Source organism: Nitrosospira sp. Is2 (assembly GCF_033095785.1).
In the GTDB taxonomy this organism is placed as follows: Bacteria; Pseudomonadota; Gammaproteobacteria; order Burkholderiales; family Nitrosomonadaceae; genus Nitrosospira.
On sequence record NZ_CP137134.1, the window covers coordinates 3,451,646 to 3,465,731 of the forward strand.

Sequence of the window (14,086 nt, forward strand, 5' to 3'; positions counted from 1 at the left end):
CCCGCACCACCGATAATTGATACATGTAATAATACATGTAATTTTATGAATAATAAAGACGTATAATTTCCCTCAGCCGTTTGGACCAGTTGCAATGGCCCATGCGCGCACCTCATATCCGGGGAACCAGGACCATAATGAATACACCTTGCCGCTACTCCGACACGAGGCGTCGCGAGTTCATCGACCTGCTCAACGATACCGACCAGTACTGGGTAGAGGTGATGGGCGACAGACTCTTCCACGACCTGAATTATTACGATCTGTTCACCAGGATGTGGCTGAGATCGAATAAAGCCCGCGATGGCCGAAATGGCCTGAATAGCCGCAATGGTTCGGGTGGCCTCATGGAAACTTTTCGCAAATCCGAGCTGTATCAGCTCATGCCGAATGTCAGCCAGCGAACGGCAATCAAATACATTCAGATCGCGATCGATAACGGCCTGCTCGTAGAGCAGGCCGATCCCGGCGATCTCCGTTCCAGGCGAATTACGATGTCGGCCGATCTCAAGCGCAAAATCGAGTTATTCCTCGATTACTCCATTTCGGTATTCGAGGCATTTCCCCGCGGCGACGTCGCGATGGGAGATCGGAGCGCTTACGGGGGAGCCGAACATGACGCCTGACGACCTTGAAAAGCTTCACGACCAGCAGCAACGCCAGGCCGCGCAGGCAGCATCTAGCCAGAAACTTCCCCAGCACTTGGACATCTCAGACTTTGCCGACCTGTCCAGGCAGACCATGGCGGCGGTAATGCAGGGCTTCGGCACTGTGGCGAACGAAGCGGGAAGCTGGATCGACTCGCTGCCGCTGCCGTTGCAACTGATGACGCAGCCCAAGCTGACAGTCGACCTGACGCTTGCAACGCTGGCCTCGGATACGCCCTTTGGCTTGAGCATGGCTTCGCTCTGCAAGCTCGCGGGAAGTGGTTTCATTTACCTGAACCTGAGGGATTACGATTCCGATCTGCGAAATGGGCTGAAAGGGCATGTCGCGCAGCAGGCGAAACTTGAGAAGGTTCTTGACTCGGGCAGCGTGTACATTGGCAGCGCCGTTCGCAAGGGCATATTCGACGCGGCCATTTCCAAACACCTCGAGAGAAGCCGGTGGTACATCCGCAGCAGCGGTAGCGGTAACAGCAGCGGTAGCGCGGCGCCCCGTTACGAAGCCTACCGCGAAGAGGCGGCGCAGGTATTACGCGATGTCGGCAACGAATATGCCAAATCGGCGGACAACGATCCGCGCGTGCAAAACGCATATTTTCGCGGCAGGCGCACCACCGTCGAAGCCGTTTCCTGGCAATATGCCTACCTACGCGCGGTTGAAGGGTATCTCCCGTATGAAATCAACCGGCAGCTCATGGAGGCGATCAATTCCGCCCCCCGCTCGGTGGAAGACCTGACGAAGTTCATGCGCCTCGCGCGGATTTTCCACCTCAACTTCACCGCGCCAATTACGGCTTCGTTTGGAACCACCTACAACATCACGCCTGACGAGTACAAGGAGCTGATAAGGCTGCGTACCACTCCTCAAGACCCGGTTCATCGCGACCCCGAATATGACGAAATAATCGACCAGTTCCTGTATTGCCTTTTCGACCGGAAGTCGCCCCTTAACGCGCGCAGCGTGGCCAGCCTAAAACTTCAGCTCAGCGCCGATCCGGGAGAAATCGTGTTCACCGACGCCATGATCGATTCGCTGATTGATGTTCTTCAGCGCAATCGCCTCAAGCTCAGGTCAGCGGCGAAAATCCTCCAGCAGTTGGGTGCCGCCTCTTATGTTGATGGCAAGCAGGCGGAACTGGAGGACCTGATCAGGCAATACAATGCGATCGAATCGGAATCGCTCGAGCTCATCGCCGGGGAAAAAAAACTGGCGAAGATGTTTACCGCCGGGACCTCGGCATTGGCGGCCTTGCCCGGTCCGCTTGCCTATTTTGGATTAGGCGTGACCATGCCTTGGCTCGCGGCCGCGGCGGCTTTTGGGCCGGTGACCGCGCTGCTGGCCAATCAGTTCACCCCGGCCATCGCTGAGTCCGTGATCGAAAAAGTCAAATTGCCGCAGAAACTCGACAAGATGCTCTACCGGGTGCACAAGATCATCCGCTAGCCTCGTCTGGTTGCGTAACCATCGCATCTTAGGGCTTGTTGGACCCAACGCGCGATGCTTGGACCGGGGGGCTCGCGGCCTGCCGAACTTGAAAATACGCAATAATTTCCGATATTAAATCTCATCCTTGCGACAGTTGTAATCTCGGCGCGGGATTCGAATCGACCTAGAGGTCTTAATGGAAAAGTATTTCCGCACATGCCAAAACCGTACCCCCGCATCTGACCCATCTCATCTGCAGCGTGGAGACGAGCATTCCGAAAGAGGTGCTGAATCTGAACGGCACGGACACCATATGAATGACCTTTGTGCCGTAGCGCACAGAAAAAAACAGGCTTCTGTTCAACGATAGCGGTTGCCCCATCCCCCTGCTCTTTGCCGTCGCCTCGTCTAATCGCGCGGGCAACCGGACCTGGGCCTGTGGGGATGGTGGACGATATCAACAACTTTAGATAAAAAGAGGATATATCGTGGACACAACTTCTGTCTGGCGCGCAACGGCGCCTAAAGCCGCTCTTCCATCCCTCCAGGGGGATATCGCTACCGATGTTGTGATCGTGGGCGGCGGCATCACCGGCGTCACACTCGCCTTGAATCTCGCCGAGCAAGGCATTCCGGCTGTATTGCTGGAGGCGCGCGACGCGGGCTTCGGCAGCACCGGCAACTCCACCGGCAATCTGTACGAGACCGTCAGCCGCGGCATACACCGTATTATCGACCGGTGGGACAAAGACGTCGCGCATGCGGTTACCGTAGCCCGCCGTGAAGCGGTCGATCAGATCGAGCGCCGGGTACAGAAGTACGGAATCGGGTGCGGTTTCCGCCGTTGCGCGCTCTATCGCTATGCGACCTCGGAGGAGGGGAAGGAGCGCGTGGAAAAGGAATACCAGGGCTCGCTTGATGCTGGATTGAGGGTGCGTTGGGAACCCTCCCTCCCCCCGCCCTTCCACCCGCCGCACGGACAGGTGATGGTCCTGGATAATCAGGCCCAGTTTCATCCACAGGCGTACGTGCGCGAGCTGGCCCGCCAGGCAGCAGGGCATGGTTGCCTTATCTTTGAAGATTCCATGGTTCTGGAAGTGGATACGGATCAGCGCGTGGTGCGCACCGTCCGCGGGAAGGTGAGTGCGAAGCATATCGTTCTCGCCACCCACTCACCGAAGGGCCTGCACCTGGTGCAGGCCGGAATGGTGGTGAACCGCGAGTATGGGCTCGCCACCCGCATCGAGAAGGATGGGTTTCCCGCCGGCATATTCTGGGGCAGCGGCGTGGACCGGATCTCGGCCCGCGAGCTGGGGGTCGATGATGAAACCTACCTGATCTGTGTCGGCGAGGAGCACAAGACCGGGCAGGAAGACGCCAACATCAACCTCGACCGGCTTGAAGCGGCCGCCGCTGCGCACTTTCATGTGCGCGATATCGCATTTCGCTGGTCTGCCCAGAATTACGCCGCCGCTGACAGCCTGCCCTACATCGGCAAGGACGCTACCGGGTGCTTTATTGCGACCGGCTTTGAGACCGACGGGCTCACCTGGGGAACGGTTGCCGCATCCATTATCACGGACGAGATCATCGGCCGCGACAACCTGTTCGCACCGCTCGTCAAGCCAAGCCGCTTTTCACCCGTGAAAGGGGCGAAGGGCCTGGTGGAAGAGAACGTGGCGGTGTTGAAATCCTTCATCAAGGATTACGTGACGGACCGGCCCGGGATTCCGTTATCGCAGCTCATGCCCGGCAAGGGCGACATCGTGAAAGTCGCCGGCGAGTCACTGGCAGCCTACATGGACCCCAACGGCAACCTGTTGCTTGTCTCACCGGTCTGCACCCACATGAAGTGCAAGGTGCACTGGAACAGCGTCGAAAAAAGCTGGGATTGTCCCTGCCACGGGAGCCGCTTCGCGCCCGACGGGACTGTGATCGAGGGGCCTGCAACCGAGCCGCTGCAGCGCCATTTTCTGCAAGACGTCGAATAAGCCTGCGCGCCGGAGCACGCCCGGCATATAGGGACATCTCTATTACCGTCCGGGTCCCGCCCGATGCAGGTGGACACTGTTCTACCTGAGCCGATCGGCGGGGCCCGACCCTGTCTTCAACGGCGGAGCAGCGAGTTCGCCGCTCCGCTGCATGTCTTTCAGCGCCCGCAGCAGCATTTGCTCGAGCACCTTCGCGAAAGCCTGATTTTGGGGAAAGGACTGCACCCCTTCCGGCACCGCCATGTTACCGATAGCGGTATGCACCGCGTGCTTGATGCCGGTCCACCTGGCCGATCTGCCTCCGGAGGTAAGGATTACCGACATCTCATAGGCGTCGGTAATGGTCTTGCCCAGCATCCACAGCGGGAGTCCCCTGCGAGCCGTTTCCACGGCAACCGTATCCGCGTCAGCGATATTGTTCAGCACGATCCTGATTTCTCCCTCGCCGCCCTCCTCCACCGGCAGTATCACGCCCGAATTCACCAGTATCCTGTTTGAATAGTCCTTAAGCGGCACGTCGCCCTTGGGGAAAGGCTCGCCGTTTCGCTGAAACTCGACCGCAAGATGCAGGCGCAGAGGCGCGGAGCGCGGCTGTATTTCCCTATAGCCGACTTGCGGATAAGAAGCGCCTAAAAATGACTTCACGGGCGGGCGCGCACCGCATCCCGCAAGCGCCACCAGAGTGATGCCGGCAACCAGCATCGGGGACAGGCCGAGATTCATTCATGCTCCTATAGATTGGCATCCTGCTTCAGAAGCAGGCGAAACAGGCGCGACAGACCCCTGACGGGCCAGGAAGCGTGAAGCTGGCGCAACAAAAATTCCCGCAGGGACGGCCCGGGGGGTGCGAAAAAAGGCGGAACCAGGGCCCAACCTGACGGCCCGAACCAATCGCGCTGACGCCATGCCAGCACTTGAAGATTAGCCATTTATTCCGGATGCTGCAACCCGAGGGGAAAATAGAGAGAAAACAGACCGGCAGGCACTGCATCCCATCGCTGGGAGCAGACCAAAGGCGCGCAGTTTCAGCATTGAACGGCGGCGGATATTTTTTTCATGGCTCAAGGCCTGCCCGCCTTGGGCCATATATGGGGCACGAGGTGCAATATGACCAGCGCCAGGACCGTGCTTAGAACGGCAGAAGCCTCGCGCCCCAACCCTGCGGTGATGCCGATAGCCGCCGTCAGCCATAAGCCAGCCGCGGTCGTCAGGCCCTTTACGGTTGCCTCGCTTACGCTTGTGCTTTTAAGGATGGTCCCGGCGCCCAGGAACCCGATACCTGTCACCACGCCCTGGATGATGCGGGACAAATCGGCATCGGACATGTGCATCTGCTGAGGAACGAGCACCAGAAGCGCGGCGCCGACCGCGACCAGCATATGCGTGCGCATGCCGGCCGCCTTGCCGCTGTGCTCCCGCTCCAACCCCAGCAAGGCCCCTAGCGCGGCAGCGATTACGAGCCGCAAGGCAACGCGTATGAACTCGGCCGTGGTCGGCAGATCGGAAAATTCTGCTCCCACAACTTCCCAGATTTCTTGCCACCCTTCGCTCATAGACACCTCTCGCTGTTTATCTCCTCTTGACCGGACGGCTGCAAGACCCGGCGCGATCCGACAATCCTGCGGCGAATAATTGCACCGTTCGGCTGACTATCTATTCTAGTCGCATCTCTGCCTCTTCACTGTCGCGGCGTGTCCATTTTAGCTCACGCTTCATTTTATTGATGAGCTGCCGTTAACCGGAATAAGGCAAATTCCAGATCAACGCCAAGACAACTCGAAAGGGGGAAAACAATGAAAGCCGGACTTGCATTTTTGATCGCCGTGCTCCCGCTGCTTGCGCCACTGCCTGCATTCGCGGGTACGCCGGTAGACACCAATCAGGGCACCAGCTGGACTGCCGATACGCGCAAAGACTTCTACAGTCGCGATCAGGGTTCTCGCATCATGCCGTTACGCTGGATCGCCGCCCTGAAGCAGCCCAATGGCGAACCCTTCATGGCGGCGAGCCTCGGCCGCTATGGTTATCTGCCCAACGAGGAAAGCCGGCCCGCCGGGCTGCCGGTCGGCTTTACCGTCGCCGCCGGGAGCGATGGCCAGGAAATCGGCATGAATTGCTCTGCCTGCCATACCCGTCAGATCGAAGTCGATGGTATTCCCTATCGCATAGACGGCGGTCCCGGCATCGTCGACTTCCAGAGTTTCCTCGCCGATCTGGATCAGGCGGTGCATACGGTGCTTACGGATGCGCGGGCATTTGCCGATTTCGCCCGCGCGGTGCTGGGGCCGTCGCCGACGCCGGATGAAAAGACAAAGTTGCGTGCAGCGGTGCAGGCGTGGCACCTGCCCTATCATACCCTCGTGAAGCGAGCCTTGCCGTCGCCCGCATGGGGCCCGGCAAGGCTGGACGCCGTGTCGATGATTTTCAATCGTCTCACCGGCCTCGATATCGGGCCGCCGCCCACTTACATGATTCCCGAGAATATCAAGCCTGCAACCGCGCCGGTCCGCTATCCATTCCTCTGGAACGCGGCGATTCAGGACAAGACTCAGTGGCCCGGCTTCGCGGACAACGGCAATAATATTCTGGGGCTGGCCCGTAATCTCGGGGAGGTTTACGGCGTGTTCGGCGTGTTTCATCCGAAAAAGGATTCCTGGCGACTGCTGGGCATCGATTACCTGCACCATAACTCCGCGAATTTCCAGGGCCTGCATGCGCTGGAGGATTTGGTGCGCAAGATCGGGGCACCCAAATGGCCATGGCAGATCGATCAAGCACTTGCCAGCAAAGGCAAGGAGATTTTTGCCCGCACGACCGCGCAGGGCGGCTGTGCCGATTGTCATGCAATCCGCCCCGGCGAAACCCGCTTTTTCGACCAAAAGACCTGGGCGACGCCCGTACAGGATGTCGGTACCGATTCGCGCGAATACAGCGTGCTCGGCTGGACGGTGAAGACGGGGGTGCTGGAAGGCGCTAAAATCCCGTTTCTTGATGGACCGCTCAAACCCGTCGATACCGCGTTCAACGTGCTGGGAACAGCGGTAATCGGCTCCATTCTCCAGCACTATGTGCCGGTATTGATGCAAGCGGAGGGTCAGCGCCAGACAACGGGCGCACTCAAAGATGCGCCATCGCCCTTTCCGCCGGAAACAGCATCGCTAAAAGGCGCTTTCAGGGTACCCGCGGCAGTGGCAAAGGGAACGCCTTCGTATGCCTATGAAGCGCGCGTGCTTGAGGGCATCTGGGCCGCGGCTCCGTATCTGCATAATGGCTCGGTGCCAACACTGGCCGAGTTACTGAAACCGGCAGCCGAACGCGTCAGTTCGTTCAAGATCGGGCCGGCCTATGACCTGGTCAATGTTGGCCTCGCCGCCGAACAGACCAGGTTCGACTATACTTTGCAAACCACGGACTGCAGCGACCGCAATTCGGGAAACAGCCGCTGCGGCCATGAATTCGGCACTACCCTTTCGCCGGAAGAGAAAAAAGCGTTGCTCGAATATCTCAAGACCCTTTAGTCTTGCAGCCCTCGGCAGCTTCCGGCGCTCTCACGCGCCAGGAGCTGCCCCCATTTACCCTTCGATTTTTTCGGTCTGGACAGGCGTTTGATTGCGGATCCGTTATCCCCTGTTGCATCTCATACTGCAGCAAGCATTACGAACTGCATGACAGCGCCGAGCATCCCGCCTTGTGGCGTGCCCATTCAGGGCGCTTCTCCGCCAGTTCGTCATGCTCGGGTTGCTCGTCATACGGATTGCGCAACACATTCATGATTCGTTCAATTACCGTCGCGTCGTCCCTTTCCAGCGCCTCGATTGCCTGCTGCGCCAGATAATTGCGCAGCACATACTTGGGGTTGGCGCGACTCATACGCTGGTAACGTGCATCCGTTGACTCCGCGCCCAGCCCATCCCGCCGGTCCAGACGGGTGCGGGCGACATAACGGCGCAGCCAGGAGGCGAGCCGCGTCAGGTGCTGGGGGGCAAAAGCCTGCGCCTCATCATAGAACGCCCGCCGCAGCATGCCTGCCAGGGCGACTTCGCCGCCTGCGCTGTCGATCGTTTCAAATGAGCTGTCCAGGGGAATGTTCATCAGGCCGCGGAAAAAAAGCGTCATGTCCGTTTCCACCTGCTGCAGCAATTCGAACATGTCGGCCAGCAAGGCGTCATCCCCTTCCTGCCCCAGTGAGACCAGCCCGAGCTTGTCCGCAAGCATGCCGCGCCAGGCTTGCTCGAAGGTTTCGGCAAAAACCGCCAGTCCTCGCTCCAGTTCCACATCATCGTTGATCAGTGGGGCAAGCGCGTTCCCAAGCCGGACAAGATTCCATTGCGCAATTCCCGGCTGGTTTCCATAGCAGTAACGTCTTCCCTGTGCGTCCGTGGTATTAGGCGTCCAATGCAGATCGAATCCCTCCAGCCAGCCATAGGGGCCGTAGTCGATCGTGAGGCCCAATATTGACATGTTGTCGGTATTCATTACGCCATGGACAAAGCCGACTCGCATCCAATGCGCGATCAGCGTCCCTGTGCGGCCGCAGATTTCCTCGAACCAGCGCGCATACACAGAATGGTCCGGCGACGACGACGGCGAAACGGATGCGGCAGCGGAAGCTGCGGCGGGACCAGGCAGGCGCAATTCGGGAAAGTATTCAGCGATTACAAAGTCGGCGAGCCTTTTGAGCAGCTCCAGCTCCCCGTGGGCGGAAAATATCTCGAAATTGCCGAAACGAATGAATGAAGGGGCGACCCGGCACACGACAGCACCCGGTTCGGCCTGGAGATTACCATTATAAAACATGTCCCGCATCACCGCGTCTCCGGTGGCAACCAGACTCAACGCCCGTGTAGTAGGCACGCCGAGGTAGTGCATGGCTTCGCTGCAGAGAAATTCCCTCACCGAAGAGCGCAATACCGCCCGGCCGTCGGCGGTACGAGAGTACGGCGTTCTGCCTGCGCCCTTGAGCTGCAACTCGCGGCGAATACCGTCGGGACCGAGCACTTCCCCAAGAGTCATCGCCCGCCCATCCCCGAGCTGGCCCGCCCAATGGCCGAATTGATGTCCGCCGTAGCGCGCGGCGTAGGGCTCCATGCCGGGTAGAACGCGATTGCCGGCCAGGACCTGGGCCTCCGGTCCAGTAGCCGAGAGCGGACGCGCGATGCCGAGCATTTCCCCCACCGGATCCGACCAGGCGAGCAGCCTTGGCGCGTTCACGGGTGTGGGCTCCACGCGTGTATAACACGCGTCTCTCACCTGCCGCGAACCGTTGCGCGTCTCCGGATCTCCCGGCAACTCCCGGACGAAGCGGTTGTCGAATTTGAGATCGTTCAGGGCGACAAGCTTGGCCGCAGGAGCGGGAGGAGTGCTAGGCTGAAGGTTGCTCTGGCTCATTTGTTTTCATGATGAGAATGGAACGCAATAGTTGACACTCATAATTGATGAAAATTCAAACAGAAACGTTATAGGAAGCAGAGGAAGCCGGCATGCCCAAACTCTCGGACTATGTAAAAATGGCGGCGGACGAGTATGCGCGGGAACACGGAGACAGCGAACCCGGCGCGCGCTGGGTCGCGGACTTCTTTCATGAGTGCGGGGTACAGGACGAGTACCCTCGACAGGACCTGGTTGCCTTCGCACAGATGGTGCAAAAAGAGTTAATCAAGAAAAACGAACAAGCCGCCAAGAAAGCCCGCATCGAACTGGATAAGCTGGACAAGATGATCCATCGGCGGAAGGAGCCGCGTAAATCCTGATACTTTGCTCTGATTAAGGCCAGTTTGTCCAGGATCCGCATCCATAGAGAGTGTCGCAACGAGATCGCGCTCTCGAACTGGCGCCTCTACTCCGAATCGCTGAATGCCTGATCGCGCTTTTTGCCCTTCGGCAAAGAGACTACTACATATCCCCGTTCTTCACGCGATTCGACCAATCCCGAAGAACTACTGGGGGGGCGGAGGCGGGCTGCCGGGCGGCGGGGGAGGAGGCATGGAACCGGATGAAGAAGGCTGCGATGGCGAGTCATATCCCCGGTTTGCGCCGCTGTCCAGGATCTGGCCGGAAACCGGCACCCGATGACCTTTGCCGTACATGCACTGGGTGTACCCGATGTCATAGCGTTGCTGCCGGATATCTCCCGAGGCCCTGGAGGTGCCCGACCCCATCAGGGTGCCTCCCAACAGGCCGCTGCCTGCTCCTATCGCTGCGCCGCTTGCCCCTCCGAATGCCGCGCCGGCCGCGGCGCCCACTGCGGTGCCAAGGGCCGCAGTTCCCGCCCCGCTCAATATCGCGGCCCGGTTGGGCGTCATTTCCTGCACTTGTTCAAGCGCATACTGCTTGCAGTACACATCGTCGCTGCGAAACTGGTCGAAGGACTTGCCCGAGCCAGGCAACGCCATGATGCTCGGACCGCTCGGTATGGTTGCGCAGGAGGCCAGCAGCAAGACCAGCAAAATGGGGGCTACCCGCTGGAAGGCTACTCGATGGGAAGCTGCTTTAAGCGTGGATGACATGATTATCCCTTGTTTATTGATCTGCCGGCTGGGGCGCGACCTGCATCCAGCCTCCTGGGCATTTCTTCACGTAGGGGTAGTACCCGTCCGGATTCCTGCAATAATACCAATAATTGGCCGGTTTCTGGGGCGGGTTTAGAGGCCGCGCCTCCTCCCGTTGAATATAAACGGGGGGGGTGACGGGCACCGTGACCACAGGTGGGTAATATGGGGCGCCGAAGCCGAAACCATACCCTCCATATCCTCCATATCCCCCATATCCGCGATAGCCGCCGTAATTCCCCGGGCCAAAGCCATACCCGAGGCCCCAGCCGTATCCGCCATAGCCGCCATATCCCCCATAACCCCAGCCGGGATAGAAGCCACCTATGCCATAAAAGCCTACGCTTGTATGGTGATGATGCCCGCCGTGGTGGTGCCCCCCATGGTGGTGCCCCCCATGGTGCCCGCCCCCATCGTGGCCGCCGTGGTGCCCGCCGCCACCTCCGTGGCCGCCATCGTGCCCCCCGCCCCCTCCATCACCGCCGTGCCCGTCGGCCCATGTGGAACCCGCAGAGAACAGTCCGAGCATAGAAAGGATGAGGCATGCTGATTTAATCGTCACGTAGACTCCTGTTCCCGTCAGCGCATTCGTAACTTACAATAGTGCCTGAGATGGCTTGTTACAGGCCGCGCTTGCATAGATTGGATCCTGCCAGATCCTGCCATCGGGACCCTTCGCCTTCGCTTCGTGTAGCTAACCCCAAACCGATCCAGCTTCATGCCTGATTCACGGTTCTAACCCGGTTTGCATCGCTACGCCAGACTATGACTTTGGCTTGATTTTGCGGAAAAAGTTCGAATTCCAGGCTGAAGTGTGATATTAAATCCAATCGACCAAAACCCGGGAGCAAACGGAACCACATGTACATGGCCCAACTCTTGCTGCCGCTGTGGAGCAACGGCGGTGAGCGCTTTTCGAAGGCACTGTTTGAGCAGGTTCGGGAAGAACTTGTGAAACAGTTTGGCGGACTAACCGCTTATACCCGCACCCCTGCGAGCGGGGTATGGCAGGAGAAGGATGGCGGCACTGTTCACGATGAGATTATCGTGTATGAAGTCATGGTGGAGAATCTCGACGAGAACTGGTGGAACAGCTACCGCAAAAAACTTGAAAAGCGGTTCAGCCAGGACGAGCTGGTAATCCGGGCCCAGGAGATCCGCATATTGTAGTTGCGCGATCTGCCAAATCTACGGAGACTATAGGTAGCCGAAACTTCGGCCAACGCTAGCGGGTCTTATAGTCCGCGGTCCCATTCGGAACTTTCACCTTGAAGGTGTTTTTCGCGAAGTTTTACCTAAACGTTTACCTTAGGAGAGCCTTATGACCGCTTCTTCGATGACCTCCTCTTCCACGACCCCTTCTTCGACGGCCTCTTCTTCATTATTCGATAAATATTCCGCGATCCGCGGCCGGACGCTGGGCTTGATCGAGCCGCTGCTTGACGAGGATTGTTGCGTTCAGTCGATGCCGGAAACCAGTCCGGTCAAGTGGCACCTCGGCCATATCGCATGGTTCTTTGAAACGTTCGTGCTGCAGCACTACGAGCAGGGGTTCAAGCCTTATCACCCGGCTTTCTGCGCCATGTTCAGTTCCTATAACAAATCGGGTCAAACCCATCCTGACCCCAAGCGGGGGCTCTTTACGCGCCCGTCCCTGTCCGAAACGCGCGATTACTGCCGCAACGTGGACGAACGGATGGCGCAGGTCCTAAATCAGGCAGGCCAGGCAAGCCAGGCAGGCAAGGCGGAAGCCGCCGGTGAAATGCTGCGCATGCTGACCGTCCTGGGCATGCACCATGAGCAACAGCATCAGGAACTTATCCTCGCCGACATCAAGCATCTTCTCTCCCAAAGTCCGCTCAATGTCTCCTATGCAAGGTCCAGACCAGCATGGACAGCGGCTCGGGTGGCCCCTTCCCCCGCTCCCCATGCGCTGGAGTGGCGCAGGTTCGAAGGCGGTCTGGTGGAGATTGGCTACGACGGCGATGGATTCAGCTACGACAACGAATCCCCGCGGCACAGGCAATTCCTGGAACCCTATCAGCTTGCTTCACGCCTCGTCACTAACGGCGAGTATCTCGAATTCATGAATGCCGGAGGGTATAAAGACCCTAGTTTCTGGCTTTCGGAGGGCTGGGACTGGATGAAGGCCCACGAACAGCGGCACCCGCTTTACTGGCGGGGCGAGGACGGCGGATGGCGGGAATTCACGCTTGCCGGGCTGATCCCGCTGGATCCGAACCTGCCCGTGATCCACATTTCCTTGTTCGAGGCTGACGCCTATGCCCGCTGGGCCGGCGCGCGGCTGCCGAGCGAAGCCGAATGGGAGCATGCCGCATCGCAACAGGAAATAGACGGATGTTTCGCCGACAACGATCGCTTTCATCCCTGCCCGGCTGGCACGGCTCGCCCTGATGCGGGCGCGGGCCCCCGCCTGGACCAGCTGTACGGGGACGCGTGGGAATGGACGCAGTCGAGTTATTCCCCCTATCCGGGTTACAACCCCGCCAAGCCCAACGAAAACGAACCGATGTCGGTGGTCTGGGATGAAGCAGTGGGTGAATACAACAGCCGGTCCATGGTGAACCAGTATGTACTGCGGGGCGGGTCCTGCCTTATTCCCCGCGAGCGCATTCGCGCCAGTTTCCGCAACTTCTTGCCCGCCAGCACCTGCTGGCAGCTGTCGGGCATTCGCCTGGCGCGCAATGTAGCGATGTAGCAAAATAACGCCATCGGTTCAGTGTTGTCCTGGCAGGGATCTGGCGCCGAAAGGGAACCGCAAGCCGCCACCCGGCCGGCCTGGGGGCGGCAACCTCCGGTCCCTCGCCCGAGAGGGCTTGACGTCCGTCGCGACCCGCGGAAACTATTTCCGCGGCGCCTTCGTCGCCCGAATCACGTCGCGGGCGGCAAGCCCCGCGGCCAGCGCGACAAATACCGCGAACAGCGATTTTCCCGAGAGACGCTTTTCGAAGCCGGGCGTGAAGCGTTTAGGGACCAGATAATAGTCGGTAACATAAGCGGCCGCGGTCACCGCTGCCGCATCCAGGATGGGCTCGAGCATGGGCCTGGCTTGTGACGCGATATTCGATGAATCATGGAGCGGACCTTCGTTCCAATTCGTCGGGTGGAGGGCACCCTGGTCCGCGCGGCTCTCACCTCTCCCCAGCAGCTTCTCGTAGAATATAGCCCAGAATATCGCTGAGGCATGATTCAGCAAGAAGCCGGTAAGCGTGTACTTCAGTGATGGCTTATCCTGATACGCCGCTTCGTCGCCCCATATGATGTGACTGGTGGCGTTGAGGGGCGCGGCATAATGATCGTCTTCGCGCTTTCCCGCCAACGACGCGGCCGCCGCAGCGGCCAGCCCGCCGACCGTTCCTGAAATCACGGCTCGCCCGAGTACGCTCCGCGAACCGGCGTGTGAATCAGGTTTTCCTGGTAATGACTGTTTCATGC

Annotated in this window: 14 protein-coding genes; 7 read left to right on the plus strand and 7 right to left on the minus strand. The window is 59.2% G+C overall.

The annotated features are described in order from the left end of the window. The first annotated feature begins 137 nt into the window (after positions 1–137). From R5L00_RS15160 to R5L00_RS15170, 3 genes are all read left to right on the plus strand, one after another. Complete coding sequence (locus tag R5L00_RS15160) at positions 138–626, plus strand: MarR family transcriptional regulator (protein ID WP_317652613.1); 489 nt, start codon at positions 138–140, stop codon at positions 624–626. Next, positions 616–2,109 carry a hypothetical protein gene (locus R5L00_RS15165; RefSeq protein WP_317652614.1) on the plus strand — a complete coding sequence of 498 codons (1,494 nt, stop codon included), beginning with the start codon at positions 616–618 and terminating at the stop codon, positions 2,107–2,109. The genes R5L00_RS15160 and R5L00_RS15165 overlap by 11 nt, the downstream gene beginning before the upstream one ends. Before the next feature lie 470 nt (positions 2,110–2,579). Beyond that, a complete protein-coding gene (locus tag R5L00_RS15170; protein WP_317652615.1) occupies positions 2,580–4,082 on the plus strand; it encodes an FAD-dependent oxidoreductase in 1,503 nt (500 codons plus the stop codon). An 81-nt stretch (positions 4,083–4,163) separates the two neighbouring features. Here the strand turns inward: R5L00_RS15170 and R5L00_RS15175 are convergent, their stop codons facing one another. The 3 genes from R5L00_RS15175 to R5L00_RS15185 form a co-directional block, all read right to left on the minus strand. Continuing rightward, positions 4,164–4,805: a hypothetical protein gene (locus tag R5L00_RS15175; RefSeq protein ID WP_317652616.1), complete on the minus strand. Its 642-nt coding sequence runs from the start codon at positions 4,803–4,805 to the stop codon at positions 4,164–4,166. 8 nt (positions 4,806–4,813) lie between these two features. Next, positions 4,814–5,011, minus strand: a complete 198-nt coding sequence (locus tag R5L00_RS15180; protein ID WP_317652617.1) for a hypothetical protein — start codon at positions 5,009–5,011, stop codon at positions 4,814–4,816. 132 nt (positions 5,012–5,143) lie between these two features. After that, positions 5,144–5,635 (minus strand): MgtC/SapB family protein, encoded by a 492-nt coding sequence (locus R5L00_RS15185; protein WP_317652618.1) that lies wholly within the window; start codon positions 5,633–5,635, stop codon positions 5,144–5,146. 240 nt (positions 5,636–5,875) lie between these two features. Between R5L00_RS15185 and R5L00_RS15190 the strand changes: the two genes are divergently transcribed. Further along, on the plus strand, positions 5,876–7,600 hold the full coding sequence (locus R5L00_RS15190) for a di-heme-cytochrome C peroxidase (RefSeq protein ID WP_317652619.1): 1,725 nt from the start codon (positions 5,876–5,878) through the stop codon (positions 7,598–7,600). Between the two features lie 136 nt (positions 7,601–7,736). Here R5L00_RS15190 and R5L00_RS15195 read toward each other — a convergent pair whose 3' ends face one another. Continuing rightward, positions 7,737–9,470, minus strand: coding sequence for a protein adenylyltransferase SelO (locus tag R5L00_RS15195; protein ID WP_317652620.1), 1,734 nt, complete (start codon positions 9,468–9,470; stop codon positions 7,737–7,739). 92 nt (positions 9,471–9,562) lie between these two features. Here R5L00_RS15195 and R5L00_RS15200 point away from each other — a divergent pair, with 92 nt between their 5' ends. Next, positions 9,563–9,832 carry a hypothetical protein gene (locus R5L00_RS15200; protein ID WP_317652621.1) on the plus strand — a complete coding sequence of 90 codons (270 nt, stop codon included), beginning with the start codon at positions 9,563–9,565 and terminating at the stop codon, positions 9,830–9,832. 186 nt (positions 9,833–10,018) lie between these two features. On the opposite strand, the gene R5L00_RS15205 is transcribed toward R5L00_RS15200, so the two are convergent. Further along, positions 10,019–10,588: a glycine zipper family protein gene (locus tag R5L00_RS15205; protein WP_317652622.1), complete on the minus strand. Its 570-nt coding sequence runs from the start codon at positions 10,586–10,588 to the stop codon at positions 10,019–10,021. Positions 10,589–10,601: 13 nt separating this feature from the next. Continuing rightward, complete coding sequence (locus R5L00_RS15210; protein WP_317652623.1) at positions 10,602–11,192, minus strand: hypothetical protein; 591 nt, start codon at positions 11,190–11,192, stop codon at positions 10,602–10,604. Between the two features lie 305 nt (positions 11,193–11,497). Here R5L00_RS15210 and R5L00_RS15215 point away from each other — a divergent pair, with 305 nt between their 5' ends. Both R5L00_RS15215 and egtB read left to right on the plus strand, forming a co-directional pair. Beyond that, positions 11,498–11,800, plus strand: a complete 303-nt coding sequence (locus tag R5L00_RS15215; protein ID WP_317652624.1) for a hypothetical protein — start codon at positions 11,498–11,500, stop codon at positions 11,798–11,800. A 151-nt stretch (positions 11,801–11,951) separates the two neighbouring features. Then, complete coding sequence (gene egtB, locus R5L00_RS15220) at positions 11,952–13,349, plus strand: ergothioneine biosynthesis protein EgtB (RefSeq protein ID WP_317652625.1); 1,398 nt, start codon at positions 11,952–11,954, stop codon at positions 13,347–13,349. Positions 13,350–13,493: 144 nt separating this feature from the next. On the opposite strand, the gene R5L00_RS15225 is transcribed toward egtB, so the two are convergent. Next, positions 13,494–14,084, minus strand: a complete 591-nt coding sequence (locus tag R5L00_RS15225) for a hypothetical protein (RefSeq protein ID WP_317652626.1) — start codon at positions 14,082–14,084, stop codon at positions 13,494–13,496. Positions 14,085–14,086 lie beyond the last annotated feature (2 nt).

Bases quoted from the DNA above. Each gene is read 5' to 3' on its own strand.
- R5L00_RS15215 (WP_317652624.1), top strand. From the start codon at position 11,498: ATGGCCCAACTCTTGCTGCCGCTGTGGAGCAACGGCGGTGAGCGCTTT.
- R5L00_RS15185 (WP_317652618.1), bottom strand. From the start codon at position 5,635: ATGAGCGAAGGGTGGCAAGAAATCTGGGAAGTTGTGGGAGCAGAATTT.
- R5L00_RS15165 (WP_317652614.1), top strand. From the start codon at position 616: ATGACGCCTGACGACCTTGAAAAGCTTCACGACCAGCAGCAACGCCAG.
- R5L00_RS15225 (WP_317652626.1), bottom strand. From the start codon at position 14,084: ATGAAACAGTCATTACCAGGAAAACCTGATTCACACGCCGGTTCGCGG.
- R5L00_RS15200 (WP_317652621.1), top strand. From the start codon at position 9,563: ATGCCCAAACTCTCGGACTATGTAAAAATGGCGGCGGACGAGTATGCG.
- egtB (WP_317652625.1), top strand. From the start codon at position 11,952: ATGACCGCTTCTTCGATGACCTCCTCTTCCACGACCCCTTCTTCGACG.
- R5L00_RS15175 (WP_317652616.1), bottom strand. From the start codon at position 4,805: ATGAATCTCGGCCTGTCCCCGATGCTGGTTGCCGGCATCACTCTGGTG.
- R5L00_RS15190 (WP_317652619.1), top strand. From the start codon at position 5,876: ATGAAAGCCGGACTTGCATTTTTGATCGCCGTGCTCCCGCTGCTTGCG.
- R5L00_RS15160 (WP_317652613.1), top strand. From the start codon at position 138: ATGAATACACCTTGCCGCTACTCCGACACGAGGCGTCGCGAGTTCATC.
- R5L00_RS15180 (WP_317652617.1), bottom strand. From the start codon at position 5,011: ATGGCTAATCTTCAAGTGCTGGCATGGCGTCAGCGCGATTGGTTCGGG.
- R5L00_RS15195 (WP_317652620.1), bottom strand. From the start codon at position 9,470: ATGAGCCAGAGCAACCTTCAGCCTAGCACTCCTCCCGCTCCTGCGGCC.
- R5L00_RS15205 (WP_317652622.1), bottom strand. From the start codon at position 10,588: ATGTCATCCACGCTTAAAGCAGCTTCCCATCGAGTAGCCTTCCAGCGG.